The following is a 22,886-nucleotide window of genomic DNA, read 5'->3' as shown; positions in this document are numbered from 1 at the left end:
CCGCCCCGCACCGAACCACCACGTGGGAAAGCACTCCAGAACCGAAGCGCAGGAGCCAGTCATGCAGATTGAATGTCAAGCTCAACGGGACGTCGAACGCGGTCACGATGGATTTGCGTGTACCGGAGGTCCTAGACTGAGATCCGACCGTTGTAGTTATCGATAGTTAGGGGCGTGCTGATGGCTCGTTCTGCGAAGAATGCGACAGGGTCGCCCGTCGTCGGCAATCTCGGGTGGCGGCGCATGGACCCGCCGGAACTGTCGCCGATTTTGACGCATGCACTCGACGCGTTCTACGAGAACGGGTTTCACGGAACCTCGGTGCGAGATATCGCCCAACGGGTGGGGGTGACAATCCCGTCCTTGTATTACCACCATGGAAACAAGGAGGGCATTCTGCTGGCTCTCCTCGAATACTCCACTAGCGACGTGTTGGCTCGTGCTCATTCGGCCAGCGCGGACGGCGGGGATGACCCGGTGCAACGGTTGTCCAACGTCATCGAGGCGATCGTCCTGCGTATGACCACCCGCGCGCGGCTGGCGGCTCTCGAGGGTGAGGTCAGGTATCTCAGCCCGGACATTCGATTGCGCTACCGGGTTGTCCGGAAGGGGATCGAAGACCTTGTTCTCGAGATCATCGAGGACGGCAACCGGCGGGGTCTATTCTACACATCGGATCCTGCGGAGTCGACCCGTGCGGTGTTGGCGATGTGTCAGTCGATCCCGCGCTGGTATCACGCCGAGGGAAAGCTGACCCCTGAGCTCGTGGCGCGCAAGTATGTGGAGATTGCCTTGACGACCGTCGGGTTTGTCTCCGCAGCCGCTAAGCCGCGGAAGGCACATTCAGCACGTGCCTGACCTTTTGCGGCTCGGCGGTGCGGGTGGCTACGGCGTCGACAGTTGCTGCGCGTACTGCTCCCGCAGTTCCCGCTTGAGGATCTTGCCGGTCGCCCCCAGCGGTAGGGATTGCACGACGTCAATCGTCTTGGGGCACTTGTAGCCGGCCAGGCGCTCGCGGGCGAAGGCCGATAGTTCACGGGCATCGATCGACTGTCCGGGTGTGGTTACAACCACTGCCTTGACTGCCTCGCCCCACATCGGGTCGGGGACACCTATTACGGCGACCTGGGAGACGCCGGGGTACTCGGCAATGACCGATTCGACCTCGATCGGATAGACGTTCTCGCCGCCGCTGATGATCAAGTCCTTGATCCGGTCGGTGATGTAGAGGTATCCGTCCTGGTCGAATCTTCCGACGTCGCCGGTATGGAACCAGCCTTCCGCGTCGATGGCGTTCGATGTCTCCTCCGGCCGGTGGAAGTAGCCGACGGTGTTTTGGGGGGACCGCACGCAGATTTCGCCGACCTCGCCAGTTTCTGCAGGATCGGTCGAGTGGGGCTGGACGATCTTCAGTTCCACCCAGGGATAGGGCTTGCCGACCGAACGCAATAGGTGGGTCCGGTCGCCCTCGGTGGTGTGGTCGGTCGCGTCGAGTTGAGTGATGGCGCCGTGGGTTTCGGTCAGTCCGTATACCTGGAACAGTGGCCGATCGAAGGTGGCCAGGGCGCGTTTGAGCAGCGCCGGGGTGATCGGAGAAGAGCCGTAGGCGATCGAGCGCAGCGCGGTGAAGTTCCGTTCGGCGGCGCCAGGGACCTCGACGAGCATGCCGATCACCGAAGGCACCAGGAAAGTGTTGGTGATGCGGTGATGTTCGAGTTCGTCGAGTAGGGACTGTGGGGTGAATTCCGTGACGATGATGTTGTGGGCACCGTTGGCGATGCCGACAAGCACCCAGCCGAGTCCGCCGATGTGGAAGAGCGGCATGGCGCACAGACTCACCGAGGAGGAATCGAATCCCCACGGGCCGCCCGACTGGGTGCAGGCGCCGAGATTTCGGTTGGAGCTGAGCACGCCTTTCGGTCTGGCGGTGGTGCCGGAGGTGTAGAGCTGGAGCACGATGTCGTCGGCGTCGCCGGTCCATCCGGGATCGGTAGCGTCCGCGGCAGCCAGGAGGGTTTCGTAGTCATCATCGCCGTCTCCGTCGATGCGGATAGTATGGCTCAGGGCGGGGGCGTGCGCCCGAAGGTATGACACTGTGTCTTCGAAAGCACTATGGAAAAAGAGAATTTCGGCGCCGGCATCGCTGAGAACCTCGGCGAGTTCGGGTGCGGCCAACCGCCAGTTGGCGGGAACGGTGACGGCGCCGATCTTGGCGGCCGCGAACAGCACCTCGATCACCTGCGGAGAACTCTTGTCCAGCACAGCGACGCGAGACTGCGGGCCGATGCCCCGCTCACGGAGGACATTGGCCAGACGGTTGGTGCGGCGGTCGAGTTCACGGTAGGTCAACGACATTCCACGACCGGTCAGAGCCAGGACATCGGGACGCTCGAGTGCGTGCCGACGGGGTTCGTCGGCGAGACGGTAAGTCATCGGATGGTGTCCTCTCGATTCTTCTCGGTCATCGTGGCGGTTTGGGGACGGGGCAGGCTTCGGGGAATGCCCCGCGTTGATCGATCTGGTAGCCGTGGGGGCAGCAGCGGATGTCGGGGAGGTTGCGGGCGAAATTGAGAGTGTGGCGTGGGTGGAGGACGCGGAGGGTCCGACCGGGCAGGTTGAGGACGCCGATGGAGGGGGTTCGCTCGATGCGAGTGGGCGGTAGCCGAAGGTGCCGCTCATCGGTGCTCAGTACGTACCAGGACAGTTGTCGTCGAACACTGTCCGCCTCGAAGAAGGGCTCGAGGTGTCGTCATGTCTCGACGGTTGGTCATCGGCATTTTTTCCAGAGCCACGGACTCAGGGTGGGTTGATCAGTGACTCGACTGGTCGGACGCGTCAGCGAGGTGTCTCATGAGGTCGGGGTATCGGCGTAGGTGTGCTCCGCCGTTGATGTCGAGGATTTCGCCGGTGACCCACGAGGCCGAGTCCGAACTCAGGTAGAGAACGGCCTCGGCGATGTCGGCAGGCAGGCCGTTGCGTCCGAGTGGTGTGTTGTCGGTGAACTCGGTTTGGATTGCCGGATGCGAGGTCAGTCCCTGCACGAGGGGTGTTTCGACCAGGCCGGGAGAGATGGCGTTGACTCGGATACCTCGGGCACCGAGTTCGAGTGCTGCTACCTGGGTGAGCATGGTCAGGCCGGCTTTGGCTGCGCAGTAGCCGGCGAAACCGGCAGCGGGTTGACGTGCATTGAGTGAGGCGATACTGGTGATCGCGGCTCCGGTCGCCATCGTCCGGGCCGAATGTTTGATGACGAAAAAGGCCCCGGTCAAACATAGATCGATCGTGCGCTGCCACGAACCGGCGTCGAGGTCGGTGATCAACCCGGGAAGGTTGACTCCGGCGCAGTTGAGGGTGATGTCGACGGAACCCACTTCATTTGCGGTGTCCTCGAACAGTGCTCGGACCGATTCCTCGTCGGAGACGTCGACTCGGCGACTGCGGGTGCGTCCGCCGAGTTCGTGTGCTCGATCGCCTGCCTTGTCAGCGTCGATGTCGGCGATCACCACGGTTGCGCCCTCTTTCGCCAGCAGCTCGGCCGATGCCCACCCGATGCCGGACGCACCGCCGATCACCACTGCGGTTTTGTCTGCTACTCGTGCAGTCATTGTTGACTCCTGTCCTCGGTAGTGAAGTGTGCTTTGACAATCGACGATCGTTCCGCCCTCAGCTCGGCGAAGACCGGTTCGGCGGCATCGAGCGGGTAGGTGCTGACCCAGTCGAAGTTGTGACGGGCACTGAGGGTGACCGCGTGCGCGAACACGGCGTCGGTGTAGGCGAAGGACCCGACGATGCTGCGTTCGGCAATGACCACGTCCATCGACGCAGCGAGTGTCGCCGCCGGATCGTTGACCCCGATCCACACGGCTGTGCCGCCCGAGCGCAAGGCTGTCAGGAAAGCGGAGCGCGTGACGGTCGCGCCGACCGCGTCGATGACGAGGTCGAATGCGCCTGCATCGAGAGTGTTCGAAACTGCGTCGGCGCCGAGTCGGGTGGCCACCGCCAGTCGGTGCTCGATCAGGTCGGTGACCCCGATGGTGCTGGCTCCCTGTTCGCGGGTGCACAGCAAGGTGGCCCGCCCAATCGGTCCGGCGCCGATGATCCGACCGTCTTTCGCTGCGCCCCGCCGGAGCGGGCAAGGGCGTGGGCGCCGTTCGCGACGACCTCGGCCATCGCTCCGGCGGTGAAGGACGCCCCCTCGGGGATCGGGACCAGCCTGTCACGCGGTACCGGGGTGATCGCGGCGCGGGTGCCGTCCTCGGTGACGCCCGCGAACTCGTGCCTGAGCACCGCTGGGTGCGGGTACATGCCATCGGCGACGCCGTGCAGGTGGGAGCCGCAGATCCCGGCGGCCTTGACCTGCACTAACACCTCGCCGCCGCCGGGGATAGGGGTGTCGAGGTCGGCGCGCACGACCACGCCGTGTTCGCGGAACAGCAACCCCTTCATCGGGGGATGTTCTCGTAGTAGGGGACCACGATTTCGTCGGTGCTGGTGACGTCGCCGAGCATCATCGTGGTGATCGGGTGCACCACCGTCGGATCGATCTCGACGTTGAGGCAGGCCGGCACGCCGGCGTCGAACGCGCGCTTCATCGCGTCACCGATTCTCGTGGTGCTCTCGACTCGCTCGCCGTACCCACCGAATGCCTCAGCCACCTTCTCGTAGGCACTGTCGGCGAGTTCGGAGACCACTACGCCGCGCTCGCCGTAGACGGCCTCTTGACCGTGGATCGACATTCCCCAGACTGCATTGTTGAAGATCACGGTGACCACAGGGATGTTGTGTCGGGCCATCGTGTCGAATTCTTGGATGTGGAAGCCGGCGGCTCCGTCACCGGTGATGATCACGATGGGGGCGTCCGGGCGGGCGCGGTGCGCTCCGATCGCGAATCCTGGTCCGACACCCAGGCATCCGAGGTACCCGAGGCGCAGGACGCCACCGGGTGTTTCGGTGGTGGCGAAGAATTCCGCCCAGGAGGGGGCCTCGGCGCCATCCATAACGAAGATCGTGTCCGGTGGGCAGGCATCGACGATGGCGCGGGCCGCGAAGTACGGGTGAGGTTTGCCCGACTCGGTGGTCTCGTCGACGAATCCGGCCCGGTGGGCGTGCTTGGCGCCCGTTGCCGCCTGCACCCAACCGGACCAGTCCGGCCAGGTGCGGGTGGCGGCAGCCGCGGTCAGCGCGAGCAGCGCTTCCCGGCAGTCCGCGAGGATCGGGACGGCGACGTCGTGCATCCGACCGAGCTCGGAGGCGTCAATGTCGATCTGGACGAGCCGGGCGCCAGGGAACAGGCTGGCCCGGCCGCCGGTGAACATCCCGGCCCGTGCGCCAACGATCATCACGACATCGGGGGTCGGCTCGCCGAGTGCGGGCAGGGTGCCCAAGGCGAGTAGGCCCCCGCCGGCCAGGCGATGACTTGCGGGGATCGCACCGTCGGACTTACCCGGATAGAAGACCGGGACATCGACGGTTTCAGCGAATGCGACGAGGGCGTCCGCGGCGCCGGAGAAGGTGACCCCACCACCGATGACAATCGCGGGGTTCGTCGCGGTCTGCAGCAGGTCCAGAGCCGCTTCCACAGCGGTCGACGCGGGTGCCGGGCGGGCTTCGATGGTGTAGTTGACCGGATACCGCACCACGTGTTCGTCGGCCTCTCCGAACATCACGTCGATCGGAACCTCGAGCAGAATCGGGCCCGGAACGCCGGTGGTGGCCTTGCGGACGGCCAGGGCGACGATCTCGGGAATCCGTGCAGGATCGGTGATCCGATGCGCCCACTTCGTCACTGGTGTCGCCGCCGCGATCTGGTCGAAGCCGCCCTGCAGCGGGTTGGTCTCGGTCTCGCGTATCGGTGGGGCGCCGACGACGAACAGAGTCGGGGTGCGGTCGAGATAGGAGTTCGCAATCGCGGTGTAGGCGTTCGTGAAACCCGGACCCGAGGTGATGACACAGACCCCGAGTCCGCCCGTGACTCGGGCGTAGGCGTCGGCGGCGTGGCCGGCACTTGCCTCGTGCCGGGTGTCGGTCAACCGGATGCCTTCGCCGGCGCACGCCACCAGGAAGGCATCCAAATGCCCACCGTGCAGGGTGAACACCTCCGTCGTTCCCGCCTGGGCCAGCGCTCGGGCCAACAACTGGCCACCGTTGATTGTCATCGAGACTCCTATCGAAGGTTCGAAGATGTTGTATAGCGATCGATAAACACAAAAGTAGCGGTGATCACAGTGCGGCGCCAGAGTGGCATTATGCGAACACATGACACGTACTTCTCCCCAAACCGAGCGCATCGTCATGCTTATGGAGCTCCTTGCCGAGGAACCTGGAGCCGGCCGTAGCCTGGCGGATATCGCCAGGCACCTCGGCGTCGCGAAGGCCACCTGCTATCCGATGGTCGTCGCGCTCACCGAGGCCGGGTGGCTCATTCGCCACCCCAGCCGCAAGACCTATCAACTTGGCCCTGCCCTTATTGCGATCGGGCAGGCGGCGGATCAGGCCGCTGATGTCGTCGATCTCGCACGGTCGGTGATGCATCGGCTCGCGGATCTCACTCACCTGGCCTGCGTCGCCTTCGTTCCGTCCGGGTCCGACCTGGTGGTCGCCGAAATCGTTCAGCCGATCGGCGGCAGGCGAGGCACGCTCGGGTTGCGCCTCGGCGACAAGGTGCTGCTCGCACCACCGTTGGGTGCAGGACTGGCCGCTTGGTATCCATCTGATCGGCTCGACGAGTGGTACATCGTCGGTGCGCAAGCGCTCGACGAGGACGCGGACTCGCTGCGGGCCCGGTACGAGCCGATCCTCACGCTCATCCGGAGCCGTGGCTTCGCGATCGAATGTCTTCAGCAACAAGAGCGTTCGCTCGCGGACGCAGTCTCAGCGCTGCGCGGCTACGGAAGCGGAGGAAATCGGTCCACCGTTGCGTTGCGTGAGGCGCGGCGCCTGCTGTCTGCGGATGTACTCGTTGGTGCGGTCGAGCTTCAGATGAGCTATCAGCCGATCTCGGTCAATTCTGTCGTCTTCGGACCCGACGGGGGTCCAGTGATGGTGCTGTGTGTCGTCGACGCCCCCGCCCCGATGTCGGGCGCGGCCACTCTCGAGCTCGGCGATCTCGTGCGGGATGCAGCTGCCGAAGTGACCGCGGCCGTGCATGGGCGACCACCCGCACATTGACAGTCGCGGACCACGCACATACGTTATTTAACGATCGCTATAGAAATTCTGTCACTCGTGGTGCCAGGTGTTGCAGACCCCCGCGAGTTCGACACGGCGCCCAACGGTCCGAGGAGGCCTCATGCCCCACAATCACGCTGCCCTGTACATCGACGGTGAGTGGCGTACGCCCCTCTCGTCCGATGTGATCGAAGTGCATTCGGCATCGACGGAGGAAAAGATCGGGCAGGTACCCGAGTGCACCCCGGCCGACGTCGACGCCGCCGTTGCGGCGGCCGGCCACGCGTTCCGTGCCTGGTCCGCATTCACACCGGTGCAGCGTGCCGATGTTCTGGAGCGGTTCGCGGTCGCGCTGGGAAACCGAGCCGAACTGTCCGCCCGTCTGGTCAGCGAGCAGAACGGGATGCCGATCTCGATTGCCACTGTCGCCGAGGGGCAGGGTCCGACCGCTCTGCTGAGCTACTACGCCTCCCTCGCCCGCGCCACCGAGTTGGAAGAGCGCCGAGCGGCGTTGGCGGGCAACGGCACTACGGTCGTGCGGAAAGAGCCGATCGGCGTCGTCGCTGCCATCGCGCCGTGGAACTTTCCCGCACTGTTGGCGATGATGAAGATCGCTCCGGCGCTCGCTGCCGGGTGCACCGTCGTCCTCAAGCCGTCGCCCGAGACGGTGCTCGACTCGTTTGTCCTGGCCCAGGCCGCGGTCGAGGCCGGCCTGCCCGCCGGTGTGCTCAACATCGTCACGGGCGGACCGGAGATCGGCAAGCACCTCGTCGCCCATCCGGGTGTGCAAAAGGTGGCCTTCACCGGATCCACTCCGGCCGGGCGACAGATCGCCGAAACCTGTGGCAGGTTGTTGCGACCGGTGTCGCTGGAGTTGGGTGGCAAATCCGCCGCCTTGATCCTCGACGACGCCGACCTGGCTGCTACGGTGCAGGGCCTGGCGACCGCATCCCTGATCAATACCGGTCAGACCTGCTACGCATCCACGAGAATACTTGCCCCGCAAAGCCGTTATGCAGAGGTTCTCGACGCGGTCACGGCGATGGTGTCCTCCCTGCCGGTCGGTGACCCGCTCGATCCAGACACGTTCATCGGACCGCTGGTCAGCGCCGGGCAGCGCGCCCGGGTGGAGTCCTACATCGAGGCCGGCCGTAGCGAAGGTGCGAAACTGACCACCGGTGGAGGGCGGCCCGCCGATCGTGACCGGGGATGGTTCGTCGAACCGACCGTCTTCGGGGAGGTCGGACTCGACCACACCATCGCTCGCGAGGAAATCTTCGGGCCCGTGCTCTCGGTCATCCCTTACACCGACGAGGAGCAGGCAATCGCGATCGCCAACGACTCCGAGTTCGGTCTCGGCGGAACGGTGTGGACGGCCGACACCGAGCATGGGCTCGATGTCGCCCGGCGGGTGGAAACCGGATCCTTCGGCGTGAACGGGTACACGCTCGATTTCGGTGCTCCATTCGGAGGGATCAAGGCCAGTGGTCTCGGCCGCGAACTCGGACCGGAAGGTCTCGCCTCCTACTTCAACACCAAGTCCATTTTCCTCACCGACTGATCTCAACTGGTCGAGCTTCATCCAAGTCCCCGATCGCTCCCATGGCATTCGCGGGGCGTCTCCAAGAGTTCGGGTCTTCACCCGCTTGGAAACTCGTCTATCGACCAATACCTGATGAGCGGTGTATGTCGCCAGCTGAACAAGGAGTGCATTGTGAGTTTGCGTACCGGTGACGAGTTCCGGCAGGGTCTGGCAGACGGGCGGCGGGTCTTCTATCGGGGACGGCGGATCGACGATGTGGTCAGCGAGCCCGAACTGGCTCTGGCGGTGGACCATTCGGCGATTTGTTATGACATTGCTGCGGACCGTCCGGACCTGGCGGTCGCCGAGGTCGATGGCGAGCAGGTCAGTGCGTTCTACGTCGCCCCCTCCACCTCTCTCTCGAGGCGGAGAAGCTGCAGATCTCCCGCTCGTTCGACCCGACACGAGCCCGCGACTACGTCAGCGTGATCGCCGGCATCGACCGGTTGTGAGAACACACCCACCGTGAACCTCGGGGTGTCTGTCGAAGCCAGGTGAGGCCACCACGGAGACTTCTCCAGTTCGTCGGGACCGGTAGGTTCCTCGCGCCGATTCATGCTGTGACCACCCTTTCCCGGTTCCAGAAGAGAAGTCGATGCCCCAACTCGGCTCCCGCAACCGAAGGAACGCTCGTCCGTTCACCCTAATGCCCGGCGGCGATGGGGTTCCCGGAGTGGCGTTCCAGGTCGGCGCGCTGCGTGCACTCGAAGAAGTGGCAAGGATCAGCGCGAACGACGCGGAAACCACCATCGGAACGAGCGCCCGAGGACTGGCCGGTATGTGATCCAGGCGGGGTGCCCGCCGTCGGCCCTTGCCCGACGGGCAATCGGTGACGGTGTCTGGTCGCGTTCGCCGGATCTCATACCGTCGATCGTCGCGTGGCGCTATGTCACCTCGCCCTCAACATGGTCTGCGCCCCAACCCATTCCCGCATCCCATTACGGAAGAGGACCATCAGATGATTTCCACCGCATTCACCGAAACGTTCGGCGTCCGCCACCCCATAGTCCAAGGAGGGATGCAATGGGTTGGCCGCGCCGAGCTGGTCGCCGCGGTTGCGAACGCCGGAGCCCTCGGGCTCATCACCGCGCTCACCCAACCCACACCGGAGGATCTCGCTCGCGAGATCGCCCGGTGCCGTGAACTGACCGACCAACCCTTCGGCGTGAACCTGACCATCCTGCCCTCGATCACGCCGCCGCCCTATGACGAGTACCGGCAGGTGATCATCGAGTCGGGGGTCAAGATCGTCGAGACCGCCGGATCCACTCCCGGACCGCACCTGCCGATGTTCCATGAGGCGGGAGTGAAAGTTCTCCACAAGTGCACCACCGTGCGCCACGCCGTCAAGGCACAGGAACTAGGTGTGGACGGAATCAGCATCGACGGCTTCGAGTGCGCCGGACACCCCGGCGAGGACGATATCGCCGGTCTCGTCCTCATCCCCGCGGCTGCCCGCAAGATCACCATCCCGATGATCGCCTCGGGCGGATTCGCCGACGCCCGCGGCCTCGTAGCCGCCCTCGCCCTCGGCGCCGACGGAATCAATATGGGCACCCGGTTCATGTGCACCGCTGAATCGCCGATCCACCAGAACATCAAAGAAGCCATCGTTGCGGCCGACGAAACCCAGACCGAACTCATCTTCCGGCCCTTGCGGAACACTGCCCGCGTCGCGAGTAACGCCGTCAGCCGGGAAGTCGTCGAGATCCTCGACCGCGGCGGCCAATTCGAAGACGTCCGCGAACTCGTCGCCGGTGCACGCGGCCGAACCGTGTACGAACTGGGCGACCCCGAAGCCGGAATCTGGACCGTTGGTACCTCACAAGGTCTCATCCACGACATCCCGACAGTCGCCGAGCTGGTCAGGCGCATTACCACCGAAGCAGAAGACCTGATCGCCGAGCGGCTCGGCGGAATGCTCGACCGCGTTCCCGCCTGATAACCGAAGAGAAACTATGCGGCGCAAAATTTTCAGCGAAGACCACGAGGCCTACCGGGAAACCGTCCGGGAATACCTCGCCCGCGAAGTCCTCCCGTACTACGAGGAGTGGGAAAAGGAGCGGCTGATCGACCGGGCCGCATGGTCGGCCGCCGGGAAGATAGGCATCGTCGGCCTATCTGTTCCCGAAGAGTTCGGAGGCCCCGGAGAGCAGGACTACCGGTACCGGTACGTCATGGCAGAGGAAATCGCCCGTACCGGCACCACCTCGTTCGGTGCCGGTCTCGGCACCCAGGACGACATCACCATCCCTTACATGTGTGACCTGGGCACGCAGGAACAGAAACAGCGATGGCTACCCGGTATGGCCAGCGGTGAACTCATCTGCGCCATCGCGATGACCGAACCCGGCACGGGCAGCGACCTTCAGGGAATCAGGACCACTGCCGTCCGCGACGGCGACAGCTGGATTCTCAACGGCCAGAAAACCTTCATCACCAATGGAATTCACGCAGACCTGGTGATCGTCGCCGCTCGAACCGATCCTGACTCCGGTTCGCGCGGATACAGCCTCTTCGTCGTCGAGCGAGGCATGGAGGGGTTCACACGGGGGCGCAAGCTCGAGAAGGTCGGGCTCGCCGCACAGGACACCGCAGAACTGTCCTTCGTCGATGTAAGGGTCCCTGCGGGCAACCTTCTCGGTACCGAAGGCCGGGGCTTGGTCCACCTGATGGAACGACTGCCCCGCGAACGGCTCTCGATTGCGGTCAGCGCCATCGCCAGTGCCCGTGCCGCCTACGAGTGGACCAGGACCTACGTCTTCGAACGCAAGGCGTTCGGTCAGTCCGTCGGGGATTTTCAGAACACCCGCTTCGTGCTGGCCGAGCTCCTCACCGAAATCGACGTCACCCAGGCGTACATCGACAATGCGGTCCTCGCTCTCAACGACGGGGATCTCACCGCCGTCGAGGCTGCCCAAGCCAAATGGTGGGCGAGCGAATTGCAGAAGCGCGTGGTCGATCGATGTGTGCAGCTGCACGGAGGATACGGCTACATGATGGAATACCCCATCGCCCGCGCATACGTCGACTGCCGCATCCAAACAATCTACGGCGGTACCACCGAGATCATGAAGGAAATCATCGGCCGCGACATCGCACGGAACTCGCTGTAGAGCTAAAGGAAACTCCGAGGTCGACAGGCGGCTGCGGCCCTGCGGACTCGCTGCAGTGGCCGCTACGACGATGAGGCCGGCGCCACCAATCACCGGGGGCAGGTGCAGATGATGTCACTCGGTCGGAGCCCCCCATCGGGTCGGTTTGCGCTGTGCTGAGTGGACTGGCGCGCGGTGACCGCCCAATTGTTCTGGTATCGCTCCGCGGACGAGATTCACAACCGCAGTCGGTTCCCGGTCGGTGGGGTCGTGGAGGATCCCGCCACCGGGTCCGCTGCGGTTGCTCTCGGTGGGTACGTGCGCCACCCCGAGGTGGCGCATCCGGATGATCGTTTTGTCGTCCGTCAGGGCGTCGAGATGGGGCGGCCCAGTGAGATCGGGGTGTGCGTCGGTGAACCCGGACAGGGCATCACTGTTTCGGGACGGGCGGTGCCGGCCGGGGCGGCGGCTCGACCGTGCCGGCCGGTTCGATGCCACCACAGGCGCCCGTTATGTCGAACATCTGCGGAGCCCCGATTTGAGTGTGGGCACGTACTCGATCCCGGCGGGCGTCACGGACGCGCAACAACCTCACGGCGAGGACGAGGTCTACATCGTCACTTCCGGCGTCGCGACCCTGTGGACACCGACCAGTTCCGTACCGGCCCCGACCGGGGCGGTGCTGGTCGTCCCCGCCGGGCTGCCTCACCGCTTCGTCGACGCCGACGAGGACTTCGCGACTGTGGTGGTCTTCGGCCCGGCGGAGGGCACTCGCGCACGTATGTGAACACCCGATCACACACTCGCTGCCAGTCGCCGCGTATACGTCGCCCACGCCTCGACGAGCCGATCGACCGCACCTTCCAAGACTGGGAGGTCCGCAGCGGCGGAGACCCGGATGTACTCGCGCAGACCCCCGTCGGTGACGCACTCGTATCCGACACACACACGAACCCCGCTGCGCGCTGCGACATGTGCAAACGTCGATGCGTCGACCACCGGCAACCGGATCCATACCCCGTCCCCGGTGGTGGAGGGCTCCACCGTCCAACTCGGCACCGACTTCGCCAGCAGATCGCGCAGATACGTCACCGTTCGGGCGAGGTGGTCGTAACGATCGGCGAACCATTGCGCGCTCGCCGCATCGAGTAGGCGCGCGGCGTGTTCCTGCGCGCTCAACGCCGGAATCGGAAGGCGGAAAGAGGCGGTCAGCAACGTGGCGTCCGGCGCTGTCTCCCGGATCCAGCCGATGCCACACCCTGCCCAGAACATCCGATTGAGCTCGCCGATCGCAGTGACACGCTCCGACAGTGCCGCGAGCGGGCGCACCTGCGGATCGTGGGCTGCCGCGAGCGGAAGGAAGGACAGATCTTCGACCGCGACGGCGGAGTGATCCTCGATCGCCGCGGCGATGCGCGGCGACCGGAACGTTGCAGTGGTGCGCCCGCTCGGTCCGGACTCGATCACATCGAAGAATGCGATCGACGCACCGGTGCGCCGCAGAGCGCGCCGTGCAGCGGCCGGATCGACGCCCCCGGCGTCGGGATACAGGCACAGCGATGGTGCAGTGCGTTCGGTGACGACCGACCGCAGTGCCGGCCACATCGGGGCGCCGACGACGACCGGTCGCTTCGCGGCGGAGTGTGTGCGGAGAAGAAGGTCGAGGGCCTCCGCCGCGCCGGTGGTCACGATGATCTGCTCGGCTTCGGTCGGCACACCCAGTCGTGTGAGGTGTCGTGCCAGTGCTTGCCGCAGGATCGGAAGACCCCGAGCTGGGAGGTTCGCACCGTACGTGGTTGGGTCGAAATCCCAGTCGATGATCGGAAGGTGCGACGGACCGATAGGGGCCGAGCCGGACAGGTCGATCATGTCGCCGACCTCGTCCGTGGACGAGTCGAGGTGCCGTATCACCGGGCGTGATGTGGTGGGGCGGGGGCGGACGAAGGTGCCCGAACCGTGGACTCGTTCGAGCACACCCCGTCCGACGAGTTCTTCGAATGCGCGGACGACCGTGCCTCGGCTGACGCACAGTGCTGCGGCGAGCGTGCGTTCGGCGGGAAGCCGTTGGCCGTAGATCACGGTACGGGCGTCGATGGCCTGTTCGATGGCGGTGACGATCCGCAGATAGCGGGGGAGGTCGGTGCGCTCGTCCGTGCCGAAGACGACGGTTGTCCACCACGCAATGTCCTGGTCCACTCGACAAAAATGGCACTGTCCGGCCCCGTGTCGCAAGCACGATGCTGGTCACTGCACGACCAGTGAGTGGAGGGACGGCGATGGCAGAACCGGCGGCAACTTTGGCTCGGCGCCTGTGGGAGGCGATCGAACCGTTGCATGCGGCACCGTACTTTTCTCCACACCATCGCCGCATCTCCCTCGATCTCGGCATGAGCGGGTACTGGATGGGCTACTTCGCCGGCCGTGCCGCACCGCTCGGTGCGATGACCGCGGCCCCTGTCGAATCGATGTTCTTCAGTTTCCCCACTCGGCGGGTTGCGAGGGCACTGCCCGAGGCCTGGGCGTGCGTGGATCCGGCGACGGTACTTCAAGCACGTCTTGCCACTGCACGTCTTGTGCTGACCGAGCACCTCCGACAGGTTCCCGGACGCGACCTGGAAATGCTTGCCTCGTACCTCGAAATGGCTGTCGACGGATGTCATTTCGCCGGTCGGCCGTTGGCGGCCGGATGGTCGAGGGTCCTGCGACCCGACGACGTCGCCGCGCAACTGTGGCTTGCCGCCACCGTCCTGCGCGAACATCGCGGGGACGGGCATGTCATCGCGTGTGTGCACGCCGGATTGCAGGGGATCGATGCGGTTGTCGCGCACGCGGCCACCGGCACGGTTACCCGGGAGTTGATGCAACACAATCGTGGCTGGAACGACGAGGAGTGGGAGTCTTCGCAACGTAGATTGCGGGCGCGTGGGCTGATCGATGTCAAAGGCCGGCTCACCAAGAGTGGGGGAGCGCTGCGCCGCAGCATCGAAGACCGGACCGATTTTCTTGCTGCCGATCCGGTGACGGCCCTGGGCCAGACCGGAATCGAAACGATCATCGCGATCGCGGCACCGATCAGCCGTCGTCTGTTCGACACCGGTGCCATCCCCTTGCCCAATCCCATCGGCGTTCCCCGCCCCTGACACCGAAGGAAACCGATGGACAGCCGTCTCATCGAAGTGGACACCACAGCTGTCGAGGACCATGGTGTGGCCGTCGTGACGTTGAATCGTCCGCACAAGAAGAACGCCTTGTCACACGCTATGCGACTCGACCTCGCTCACGCCTTCGAAGCACTGGCCCACGATGCCCGCGTGGTGGTCCTGACCGGTCACGGAGACGTCTTCTGCGCCGGATTCGACCTTGCCGAATTCGACCGGGTCGACGGCGAGGGCCTGTGGGAATCGTCCAACCGGATGAACGCGGTGATTGCGGCGCACCCGGTGCCGGTGATCGCCGCTCTCGACGGGCCGGTCGTGGCCGGAGGCGCGGACCTGGCGGTGCTCACCGATATCCGCCTCGGTACTCCACGCACGAGCTTCTCTCACCCCGAACACCGCCGATTCCCTGTCGTCTACGGTCCCCTCGCCGAATGCATCGGTTCGACCCGGGCACGAGAACTCGTCCTGACCGGCAGAACCGTCGACGCCGACGAAGCCCTGGCCGTCGGGCTACTGACGGAGATCGTCCGCGACCGCAGGGTGCTCGACCGCGCCTGTGAACTCGCCTACGACATCGCCCGCACTCCCTGGCATCTCCTGCACCGGATGCGGCGCAAGTTCCAGCAGTTCGACCGCTACGACCCGGCCTGCCACACGCTTTCACTGTGACCGCTACGCCGGTGTGGACACGACCGACGAAGTCGGTCGCATCTGACAGCAACCCCCAGGAGGAAGAGATATGAGCATTACCGTGCGCCACGCCGCGTCGACGGCTGTGATCACGATCGATCGACCAGACAAGCTCAACGCACTCGACTTCACCACCATCGACGAGTTGTCGGCATGGCTGGACAACGCCTCGACCGACGACTCGATCCGCTCGGTCGTGCTCACCGGATCCGGCGACCGGGCCTTCAGCGCCGGCGCGGACATCTCGTGCCTGGCACAGAGTATCGACGCCGGCACCGCGCACGCCTTGCAGGACATCGTGGCCCGCGGGCAAGGGTTGACCAGACGCATCGAACAATTCTCGAAACCGGTCATCGCCGCGGTCAACGGTCTTGCCTACGGCGGTGGATGCGAAATCGTGGAGGCAACACATCTCGCGGTAGCCGCTGACCATGCCTCCTTCGCCAAACCGGAGATCTCGTTGGGTTTTCCGCCACCGTTCGGGGGCTCGCAACGGCTACCGCGCCATATCGGCCGCAAACGTGCACTCGAGATGATCCTCACCGGCGACGCCGTCGATGCCCAGCGCGCCCATGAGATGGGCTTGATCAACCATGTCGTCCCGGCCTCCGACTTGCTCGCCACCGCGCTGGAGTTGGCGGTACGCATCGAACGACACGCCCCTACCGCAGTGCACGCCTGTCTCGCAGCGGTCACCCGCGGCATCAACCTGCCCATCGACGAAGGCCTCGCGGTCGAGGCCGCATGGTTTGCGACCACCGTTCCTACCGCAGGTGTTCGAAGAGGACTCGACCGATTCCTCAGCCGAAGCGACATGACCTCGCAGTAAGTTCACCGTGTTTTTTCGAAGCCGATCTGGCGGCAGATCTGGTCCGACAATCCGCAGGAGCGGTCGAGTAAGGGAGATCCGGCGTCGCATCGACGTGGTCGGGATCTTTCCCCGCTCGCACCGCGTTGCTCCAGTTGGTCGGTGATGTGCTTGCCGAACAACACGACGAACGGATCGAAGGCCGTCGATGTCCGGTCATCGCCGAGGACGTGGCCGAGCGGAAACTGAAGGCTCGGCTCGTCGCGTGCATCATCGGTTACCCGGCGGCAGTGTCGTGCAGGCGGTAGCGTCCGTGCGCATGAAACGGTCCATGCAGGGTGTCCTTGCGACGATGGTCTGGGCTGCAACGGTGGCGGTACCTGGCTGGGCGCAGGCCACCCCGAGTACGGGGGTCTCGGGGGTGACGTGGGTGGACATCGAGGTTCCCCCGGGACTGCTGCCGTTTGTACCTGACGGCGTGCACGCCGTAGCCCGAGAGATCACGATCGAACCGGGCGGCAGCACCGGATGGCACTATCACGATGGCCCCGTGCTCGGCATCGTCCGGGCCGGCACCCTGACGCATCCGGGAGGGAGCTGCGAGCCTGTGGTGTTCGAGACCGGCGATGTCATCGACGAGCCGTCGGGTCGCGACCATCTGCACATGGGTCGGAATCTCGGCGCGGAGCCGGTGATCCTCGACGTGGTGTACCTCGTACCGATCGGATCGCCGCTGTTCGAGGATGTTCCGGCGCCCGCGTGTGATTGATGTCGGTGCGGCCGACCTGGTCAGGAATCTGTCAGGTCGAGAAGGTGTGGTGACAGATCGGTCAGCCGCAGGGTGGTCAGGAACAGGTGGCTGCGGTGACGTGGTGATGCCAACCGAGCGCTTCTGGAATTGCCGACATGTATATCGGTCATGGACGCAGAGTGAGGCGTGGACCGAGCAACGAAGTCACGTGTCGGCAGCGACGTTCAGCGGTGGCCTCGCGAGATGCCATTCGGTTGTGCGCTGGAACGCTCGCCCGACCGCGAACAACAGTTCCTCGTAGCCCGCAGCAGCGGTGAGCTGCGCGCCGATCGGCATGTCGGACATCGGATGAAAGCCGACCGGGATGGCGAGGGTCGGGCCGTCGTGGAGCGACCATGGGTAGCTGAACTGGCCTAGACGTCTCGACTGTGCGACCACGGTGTCAGGAGCCTCGATGAGCGGCACGTCCACGGGCATCGTCGGGGTAAGGACCGCATCCACGTCGGCGAACACGCTGGCGAGCCCGCGGCGGAATGCAGACAGCGCCGTAAGCGCGTGTGCTCGTTGACCATCAGTAATCTGCAAGCCGAGTGAGACACGTTCGAGGGTGGCGGGCTGGAACAGTTCGGGGGAGCGGCTGATGCGGTCCTGGTGCAGTTGGGCGAGCTCCGAGTACAACAGTGTGTAGACGATGTCCTGCGCGTCGGCAGCTCCGGGAATCGTCACCGGCACCATCTTGTAGCCGAGCGTCCCAAGGTGCCGGGCTGTGGTGTCCACGGCGTCGGCGATGGCGGCATCGACATCGTCGGTGAAGAAGACGGCTGGTACACCGATCCGTCGTGTCGGAGCGACGGCAGTGCGGGGTCCGGTCCGCAATACGTCGAAGAGTCGGGCGACCTCCGTGACGGACCGTGCCATCGGACCCACGGTGTCGAAGGCGTCGCTGACGGGAAAGACTCCGGCATTGCTGATCGAACCCCAGGTCGGTCGCAGTCCTGTGATGCCGCATGCCGATGCAGGCAGACGGACCGACCCACCGGTGTCGGTGCCCAATGAGGCATCCACCAGACCTGCAGCGACCGCCGCGCCGGAGCCTCCACTCGAACCCCCTGGGACCCGCGTCGGATCCCAGGGATTGCGGACGGGACCCGCGGCGGAGTTCTGGGAGGTGACTCCGACCGCGAACTCGGCCATGTTCAGTTTGGCGGTGATCTGCGCGCCCGCGGCGATCAACCTGCCGACGACATCTGCGTGCGCGGGTGCGATGTGGTCGGAAAAGAACCGGGATGCACACGTTGTGGGAACACCGGCGACGTCGATGTTGTCCTTGACGCCGATACGCATTCCGGCCAGAGGACCGTCGGTGGCGGCGTCCGGGGAGTCGATCCAGGTGACGACGCTGCCCAGCGTTTCGTCGAGGAGACGAGCGGTCGGGCCGCCGCCGGCAGCGGCGGCAGCCCGACCTGTGGTGCTGTTCAGGATGCGCTCCCTGCACGAAGTGCCGCGGTGGCTTCTTCGTCCACGGTCCACGAGTCGATGTCGACGACGACGCCGTAGTCGCGTCGGGCATCGTCTGCCGTGAGGTACTCGTCCCAGACGTCGCTGAGCACCTGGAACGGGTCGCGGAGGAAGGGATTGCCGAAGCCACCGCCGGAGGGCAGCTTGATCTCCAGGGTCTCACCTGCCCGGATGGTTTCCTGGGTAACCTTGGAGAACAGGACCTCTTCCCGGTCCGTGCCGGCGTTTCGGGTGAACGCACCCGCGACGCCGTCGTGCCCGCCCAACGCACCGGCGGGAGGATCGGAGCGGTTGTCGGCTTCGGATCCGAGGAAGGTATCGGTCTCCATGAGCCACTTGCGGACGCTGCCGATGCCTCCTCGCCACTGACCCGGCGCGGGTGCTTCGTCACGAAGTTCGTACCGGAGGGCCCGCATGGCATGGTTGAGTTCGAGTTCTTCGATGGGGTTGTTGCGGGTGTTCGCCATGAGCGAGTCGACGGCGTCCATGCCGTCCTTTCCGTTGCGTCCGCCGTACGAGCCTTCGTTGATTTCGATGTAGACCCAGTAGGATTCGCCGTCCTCGGCAACGCCGGAGTAGGCGATGGCGCACAGTGCGGCCGACGATCCCGCGATCGCATGGTCGGGAAGTACCGGCGCCAGAGCAAGATTGATGGAGTCGAAGATTCGGTTCACTTGGGAGAACCGGGCGAAGCACGAGGCCGGGAAATCCGGGTTGAAGATCGTTCCCTCCGGTGCATACGCCCTCACCGGGCGGAAGCAACCGTCGTTCTGGGGGACGAATTCCTCCGTCAGATCTTCGTCGAGCAGGATGGTGCGGATCGCGGCTACCGCAACGGGAAGGACCGATCCCTCGAAGGGCACGTTGAAGGCGGTGGGGACCTGGTCGTTCGAGCCGGTGAGGTCGATGAGAATGTCTTCGCCCTCGACCTGAACACGAACGGCGACCTTCAGAGGGACACCGCGGTTCTTTCCGTCGTCGTCGAGGTATCCGATGGGTGCTTCGTAGCTGCCGTCGGGGATCTCGCGGATCCGGCTCCGAAGCATGTTCTCCGAATAGTCCATCCACCGTTCGCTGGCGCTCATGACGGTGTCGAGACCGTACTTTTCGAGCAGTTCGGTGAACCGCTTCTCTCCGATGCGCGCGCAGGCGATCAGAGCCTCGAGATCGCCTCGGTTCTGTTCGGGTGTGCGCACGTTGTCGAGGATGTGCTGAATGAGGTAGTCGTTGCGAACGCCGGCGTCGTAGATCTTCATCGAGTCCATGAGTTTGCCTTCGGCCCAGACGTCGACGACGTCCATGCACAGGCCGGGGAAATTGCCGCCGACGTCGGAGACGTGTCCGGTGCATCCGGCGAATCCGATGTGCTCGCCCTCCCAGAAGATAGGGATGATCACGCCGTAGTCGGGGGAGTGCGCTGCACCGTGGTACGGGTGGTTGTGCAGGACGACGTCGCCCGGTCGATACGTGCCCGCGAGTCTGCGGTTGACACCCCGGATGTAGGCCGGGATCGAACCGCAGTGCATCGGCGTCGAATCCGATTCGCACAGTTCGCGACCGTTGACATCGAAGATGCCGGCGCCCAGGTCCTCGGATTCGCGGATCAGGCTCGAGTACGCCATGCGGTACAGGACCTGTGCCATTTCCTTGGCCATGGACTGCAGTGCACCGCCGATGACGCGCAGGGTGATCGGGTCGACTTCGACGTCGTTCCACGTACGGTGGGATTCGCCCGCGAGCGACACGCCGGTTTTGGGCATCAGGGTCTTGCTCATGCGGGCTTCCTCTCGATGATGATGTGGCCGACCGCGTCGACGGTCGCGTGCTGGTTCATGCCGATGATGGTCGTGGAGTCGAACTGTTCGACGATGGCGGGACCTTCGATGGTGTTGCCTGCCAGGAGAAGCGCGCGGTCGTAGACCGGAGTGTCGATCCACTCCGGGGGAGCAGTCTCGTCGCGCCAGAACAATGCTCGGGTCATGGTCTTGATCGCCGCGGAGGAATCTGCGGTGCCCTTCTCGATCTCGGTGATGCGGACGTGCGGTACGGCACCGACACCCGTGACGCGGATGTTGATCAACTGAACGGACTTGTCGTCGAAACGCTGGGAGTAGGTCCGTCCGTGTGCCTCGTGGAAGGCCTCGGCGACGGTCTTGACCCAGACATCGTCGATATCACCGTCGGGTGCCGGGACCCGCAGTTCGTAGCCCTGCCCGACGTAGCGGCAGTCCACGCTTCGTTCGAGGAAGATGTTCTCGGCGGGAACACCGTCGGCCTCGAGTTGAGCCGCTGCCTCGCGGGAGAGCCGGTCCATCTGTTTTTGCAGCAGGTTCAGATCCGCGTCCGCGGACGAGGTCCACACAGTGGTGGGAATTTCGTACCGGATGTCGGTGGTCAGCAGGCCGACTGCCGAGGTGATTCCGGGGTGTCCGGGCACGATGACACGCGGAATGCCGAGTTGGTCTGCGATCTGCCACGCGAAGAGCGGCCCTGCGCCGCCTTCGGCGATGAGCGAGAAGTCGCGCGGATCGTAGCCTTTGCGCACGGAGTGGAGGCTGATCGCCTCGGTCATGGAGTGGGCGAGGATCTTGAAGATTCCCATCGCGGCTTCGTCCACGTCGGTTCCGAGCTTGTCGGCGATGTGGGTCTGGATCGCGGTGCGGGCGAGTCCGGGTTCGACTTCCATGGTTCCGGACAGGAAGCTGTCCTCGCGTAGCCAGCCCATCATCACCATGGCGTCGGTCGAGGTCGGTTCGGTGCCGCCTCGGGCGTAGCAGGCGGGTCCGGGGAATGCGCCGGCGCTGCGGGGTCCGACCCGGAACATGCCGCCCTCGTCGACCATGGCGATGGAGCCACCGCCGGCGCCGATCGTGTCGACTTCGGCCATCGGCACCATGGCGTGGTAGTCGCCGATGCGGGTGTCGAGGAGGTGCTTCATTCGAAGGGTCCCGTTGGGGGCCACGCCGATGTCGGCCGACGTGCCGCCCACGTCGAGTGTGATGACACTCGGGAATCCGGAGGCCTTACCGATGGCGCATCCACCCAGCAGTCCGGCGACCACGCCGCTGGTCAGAAGGGAGACCGGGTGTTCACTCGCACTACGAGAAGTGACGAGACCGCCGGCGGAAGTCATCAGGTGCACGTCGTCGCCGACCTGAGCCGCGGCGGCCTTCTCTGCAAGGTTGGCGATGTAGCTCGAGGTCTTCGGTCCGATGAAGGCGTTGAGTGCCGCGGTGGAGAAGCGTTCGTACTCGCGGTACTGAGGTGCGACCTCGCTGGACAGCGAGATGAACACCTCGGGATATTCCTCGAGAATGATGTCCTTGACACGCTTTTCGTGCGTGGGGTTGCGGTAGGAGTGCAGGAAGGCGACGGCGATGGCGTCGACTCCGCGTTCGCGGAGCAGGCGAACTTCTCGACGCACTGAATCTTCGTCCAGCGGTACGAGGACGTTGCCTGCAGCGTCGATCCGTTCGGGTACGACCCGGCGGTTGCGGCGCGGCACCAGTTGCCATTTCTGCCAGGGCAGGTCCTGGTAGTTGGAGTAGTTGAGGGGACGCTTCTTGCGGGCGATGTGCAGAAGGTCGCGGAAGCCCTCGGTGGTGATCATGCCGACGTTGCACCCGTTGTGTTCGAGCACGATGTTGGTGGCGACGGTGGTGCCGTGGAAGAACATGTCGATGTCGGATGGGTCGATGCCGGCGCGTTCGGCGAGGACCTCGATTCCGTCCATGGTTCCGATGGACGGGTCGTGGTTCGTCGACGGAGTCTTGTGGACCACTACGGTGCCGTCGTCGTCCCACAGCACGAGGTCGGTGAACGTGCCGCCGACGTCGACTCCGATTCTCTTCATCAATACTTCCAATCTTTCGGGGCCCGCGAGGAGCGGAGGGGACGACCGAGCCGTGCGGCGGTCCGAAGTCTGGGGTGGGGGTCACCGGGAGAGGTGATGTAGGTCATCGTGCTTGAGGGCGCCCGAGAAATCAATACCTCAGATGTTTTCAGTCGAAATCTGCGACGGATCCCGCCTTCTTGAGGCCTAATCCTTGGAAAAGGAGCCTAAAGAGCGGATGATTACGTCGTGTGGGGTGCATGCGTGATGTCCTGTCCCGACCGG

General features: G+C 64.7%; 20 protein-coding genes and 2 pseudogenes. 13 read left to right on the top strand and 9 right to left on the bottom strand.

Going from position 1 to position 22,886, the window contains the following annotated elements; all coding sequences use genetic code 11:
- Positions 1-180 precede the first annotated feature (180 nt).
- On the top strand, positions 181-858 hold the full coding sequence (locus tag GON09_RS06425) for a TetR/AcrR family transcriptional regulator (protein WP_213934319.1): 678 nt from the start codon (positions 181-183) through the stop codon (positions 856-858).
- Positions 859-885: 27 nt separating this feature from the next.
- Here the strand turns inward: GON09_RS06425 and GON09_RS06420 are convergent, their stop codons facing one another.
- The 5 genes from GON09_RS06420 to GON09_RS06400 form a co-directional block, all read right to left on the bottom strand.
- Complete coding sequence (locus GON09_RS06420) at positions 886-2,433, bottom strand: long-chain-fatty-acid--CoA ligase (RefSeq protein WP_060654494.1); 1,548 nt, start codon at positions 2,431-2,433, stop codon at positions 886-888.
- Positions 2,434-2,810: 377 nt separating this feature from the next.
- Positions 2,811-3,605, bottom strand: coding sequence for an SDR family NAD(P)-dependent oxidoreductase (locus GON09_RS06415; RefSeq protein WP_060654495.1), 795 nt, complete (start codon positions 3,603-3,605; stop codon positions 2,811-2,813).
- A complete protein-coding gene (locus GON09_RS06410; RefSeq protein ID WP_060654497.1) occupies positions 3,602-4,066 on the bottom strand; it encodes a zinc-binding dehydrogenase in 465 nt (154 codons plus the stop codon). Before GON09_RS06410 ends, GON09_RS06415 begins: the two co-directional genes overlap by 4 nt.
- Positions 4,015-4,446: an alcohol dehydrogenase catalytic domain-containing protein gene (locus tag GON09_RS06405; protein ID WP_213931081.1), complete on the bottom strand. Its 432-nt coding sequence runs from the start codon at positions 4,444-4,446 to the stop codon at positions 4,015-4,017. Before GON09_RS06405 ends, GON09_RS06410 begins: the two co-directional genes overlap by 52 nt.
- Complete coding sequence (locus GON09_RS06400) at positions 4,443-6,155, bottom strand: thiamine pyrophosphate-binding protein (RefSeq protein WP_213931080.1); 1,713 nt, start codon at positions 6,153-6,155, stop codon at positions 4,443-4,445. Before GON09_RS06400 ends, GON09_RS06405 begins: the two co-directional genes overlap by 4 nt.
- A gap of 100 nt (positions 6,156-6,255) precedes the next feature.
- Between GON09_RS06400 and GON09_RS06395 the strand changes: the two genes are divergently transcribed.
- The 7 genes and pseudogenes from GON09_RS06395 (at position 6,256) to GON09_RS06365 (ending at position 12,631) form a co-directional block, all read left to right on the top strand.
- Positions 6,256-7,167: an IclR family transcriptional regulator gene (locus GON09_RS06395; RefSeq protein ID WP_213931079.1), complete on the top strand. Its 912-nt coding sequence runs from the start codon at positions 6,256-6,258 to the stop codon at positions 7,165-7,167.
- A gap of 121 nt (positions 7,168-7,288) precedes the next feature.
- A complete protein-coding gene (locus GON09_RS06390; protein ID WP_213931078.1) occupies positions 7,289-8,728 on the top strand; it encodes an aldehyde dehydrogenase in 1,440 nt (479 codons plus the stop codon).
- 114 nt (positions 8,729-8,842) lie between these two features.
- Positions 8,843-9,178 carry a 4-hydroxyphenylacetate 3-hydroxylase N-terminal domain-containing protein gene (locus GON09_RS06385; RefSeq protein ID WP_244865410.1) on the top strand — a complete coding sequence of 112 codons (336 nt, stop codon included), beginning with the start codon at positions 8,843-8,845 and terminating at the stop codon, positions 9,176-9,178.
- Positions 9,179-9,707: 529 nt separating this feature from the next.
- The gene (locus GON09_RS06380; RefSeq protein ID WP_213931077.1) at positions 9,708-10,691 is read left to right on the top strand and encodes an NAD(P)H-dependent flavin oxidoreductase; all 984 of its coding nucleotides are present in this window, start codon (positions 9,708-9,710) and stop codon (positions 10,689-10,691) included.
- A gap of 16 nt (positions 10,692-10,707) precedes the next feature.
- Positions 10,708-11,865: an acyl-CoA dehydrogenase family protein gene (locus GON09_RS06375; RefSeq protein ID WP_213931076.1), complete on the top strand. Its 1,158-nt coding sequence runs from the start codon at positions 10,708-10,710 to the stop codon at positions 11,863-11,865.
- Between the two features lie 159 nt (positions 11,866-12,024).
- Positions 12,025-12,288: pseudogene (locus GON09_RS28970) on the top strand (PhzF family phenazine biosynthesis protein); the annotation flags it as partial.
- A gap of 100 nt (positions 12,289-12,388) precedes the next feature.
- Positions 12,389-12,631, top strand: a complete 243-nt coding sequence (locus GON09_RS06365) for a cupin domain-containing protein (RefSeq protein WP_374195388.1) — start codon at positions 12,389-12,391, stop codon at positions 12,629-12,631.
- A gap of 8 nt (positions 12,632-12,639) precedes the next feature.
- Here GON09_RS06365 and GON09_RS06360 read toward each other — a convergent pair whose 3' ends face one another.
- Positions 12,640-14,040: an aminotransferase-like domain-containing protein gene (locus GON09_RS06360; protein WP_307854330.1), complete on the bottom strand. Its 1,401-nt coding sequence runs from the start codon at positions 14,038-14,040 to the stop codon at positions 12,640-12,642.
- 80 nt (positions 14,041-14,120) lie between these two features.
- On the opposite strand from GON09_RS06360, the gene GON09_RS06355 reads away from it, so the two are divergent.
- From GON09_RS06355 to GON09_RS06335, 5 genes and pseudogenes are all read left to right on the top strand, one after another.
- Positions 14,121-14,984 carry an SCO6745 family protein gene (locus tag GON09_RS06355; protein ID WP_213931075.1) on the top strand — a complete coding sequence of 288 codons (864 nt, stop codon included), beginning with the start codon at positions 14,121-14,123 and terminating at the stop codon, positions 14,982-14,984.
- 15 nt (positions 14,985-14,999) lie between these two features.
- Positions 15,000-15,671 (top strand): enoyl-CoA hydratase/isomerase family protein, encoded by a 672-nt coding sequence (locus tag GON09_RS06350; protein WP_213931074.1) that lies wholly within the window; start codon positions 15,000-15,002, stop codon positions 15,669-15,671.
- Between the two features lie 70 nt (positions 15,672-15,741).
- Positions 15,742-16,521, top strand: a complete 780-nt coding sequence (locus GON09_RS06345; protein ID WP_213931073.1) for an enoyl-CoA hydratase-related protein — start codon at positions 15,742-15,744, stop codon at positions 16,519-16,521.
- Between the two features lie 12 nt (positions 16,522-16,533).
- Positions 16,534-16,709 (top strand): annotated as a pseudogene (locus GON09_RS28965) (transposase); the annotation flags it as partial.
- A gap of 110 nt (positions 16,710-16,819) precedes the next feature.
- On the top strand, positions 16,820-17,269 hold the full coding sequence (locus GON09_RS06335; protein WP_060654601.1) for a cupin domain-containing protein: 450 nt from the start codon (positions 16,820-16,822) through the stop codon (positions 17,267-17,269).
- A 186-nt stretch (positions 17,270-17,455) separates the two neighbouring features.
- On the opposite strand, the gene GON09_RS06330 is transcribed toward GON09_RS06335, so the two are convergent.
- Genes GON09_RS06330 through GON09_RS06320 form a run of 3 tightly spaced genes read right to left on the bottom strand, consistent with a single transcriptional unit; the run spans position 17,456 to position 22,622 of the window.
- Entirely contained in the window at positions 17,456-18,781 is a 1,326-nt protein-coding gene (locus GON09_RS06330; RefSeq protein ID WP_307854329.1) for an amidase, read from the bottom strand.
- Positions 18,727-20,544 (bottom strand): hydantoinase B/oxoprolinase family protein, encoded by a 1,818-nt coding sequence (locus GON09_RS06325; RefSeq protein ID WP_081314841.1) that lies wholly within the window; start codon positions 20,542-20,544, stop codon positions 18,727-18,729. Before GON09_RS06325 ends, GON09_RS06330 begins: the two co-directional genes overlap by 55 nt.
- Positions 20,541-22,622 (bottom strand): hydantoinase/oxoprolinase family protein, encoded by a 2,082-nt coding sequence (locus GON09_RS06320; protein WP_213931072.1) that lies wholly within the window; start codon positions 22,620-22,622, stop codon positions 20,541-20,543. Before GON09_RS06320 ends, GON09_RS06325 begins: the two co-directional genes overlap by 4 nt.
- Between the last annotated feature and the right edge of the window lie 264 nt (positions 22,623-22,886).

The sequence above is a fragment of the Rhodococcus sp. B50 genome (assembly GCF_013602415.1).
GTDB lineage: Bacteria > Actinomycetota > Actinomycetes > Mycobacteriales > Mycobacteriaceae > Rhodococcus.
Note: the sequence above shows the minus strand (reverse complement) of the source record. Positions and strands in the feature narration are given on the sequence as shown.

Excerpts from the sequence above, each read along its gene's own strand:
- GON09_RS06425 (WP_213934319.1), top strand. The coding sequence starts at position 181 with ATGGCTCGTTCTGCGAAGAATGCGACAGGGTCGCCCGTCGTCGGCAAT.
- GON09_RS06420 (WP_060654494.1), bottom strand. The coding sequence starts at position 2,433 with ATGACTTACCGTCTCGCCGACGAACCCCGTCGGCACGCACTCGAGCGT.
- GON09_RS06415 (WP_060654495.1), bottom strand. The coding sequence starts at position 3,605 with ATGACTGCACGAGTAGCAGACAAAACCGCAGTGGTGATCGGCGGTGCG.
- GON09_RS06405 (WP_213931081.1), bottom strand. The coding sequence starts at position 4,446 with ATGAAGGGGTTGCTGTTCCGCGAACACGGCGTGGTCGTGCGCGCCGAC.
- GON09_RS06400 (WP_213931080.1), bottom strand. The coding sequence starts at position 6,155 with ATGACAATCAACGGTGGCCAGTTGTTGGCCCGAGCGCTGGCCCAGGCG.
- GON09_RS06395 (WP_213931079.1), top strand. The coding sequence starts at position 6,256 with ATGACACGTACTTCTCCCCAAACCGAGCGCATCGTCATGCTTATGGAG.
- GON09_RS06390 (WP_213931078.1), top strand. The coding sequence starts at position 7,289 with ATGCCCCACAATCACGCTGCCCTGTACATCGACGGTGAGTGGCGTACG.
- GON09_RS06385 (WP_244865410.1), top strand. The coding sequence starts at position 8,843 with ATGAGCGGTGTATGTCGCCAGCTGAACAAGGAGTGCATTGTGAGTTTG.
- GON09_RS06380 (WP_213931077.1), top strand. The coding sequence starts at position 9,708 with ATGATTTCCACCGCATTCACCGAAACGTTCGGCGTCCGCCACCCCATA.
- GON09_RS06375 (WP_213931076.1), top strand. The coding sequence starts at position 10,708 with ATGCGGCGCAAAATTTTCAGCGAAGACCACGAGGCCTACCGGGAAACC.
- GON09_RS06355 (WP_213931075.1), top strand. The coding sequence starts at position 14,121 with ATGGCAGAACCGGCGGCAACTTTGGCTCGGCGCCTGTGGGAGGCGATC.
- GON09_RS06350 (WP_213931074.1), top strand. The coding sequence starts at position 15,000 with ATGGACAGCCGTCTCATCGAAGTGGACACCACAGCTGTCGAGGACCAT.
- GON09_RS06345 (WP_213931073.1), top strand. The coding sequence starts at position 15,742 with ATGAGCATTACCGTGCGCCACGCCGCGTCGACGGCTGTGATCACGATC.
- GON09_RS06335 (WP_060654601.1), top strand. The coding sequence starts at position 16,820 with ATGAAACGGTCCATGCAGGGTGTCCTTGCGACGATGGTCTGGGCTGCA.
- GON09_RS06325 (WP_081314841.1), bottom strand. The coding sequence starts at position 20,544 with ATGAGCAAGACCCTGATGCCCAAAACCGGCGTGTCGCTCGCGGGCGAA.
- GON09_RS06320 (WP_213931072.1), bottom strand. The coding sequence starts at position 22,622 with ATGAAGAGAATCGGAGTCGACGTCGGCGGCACGTTCACCGACCTCGTG.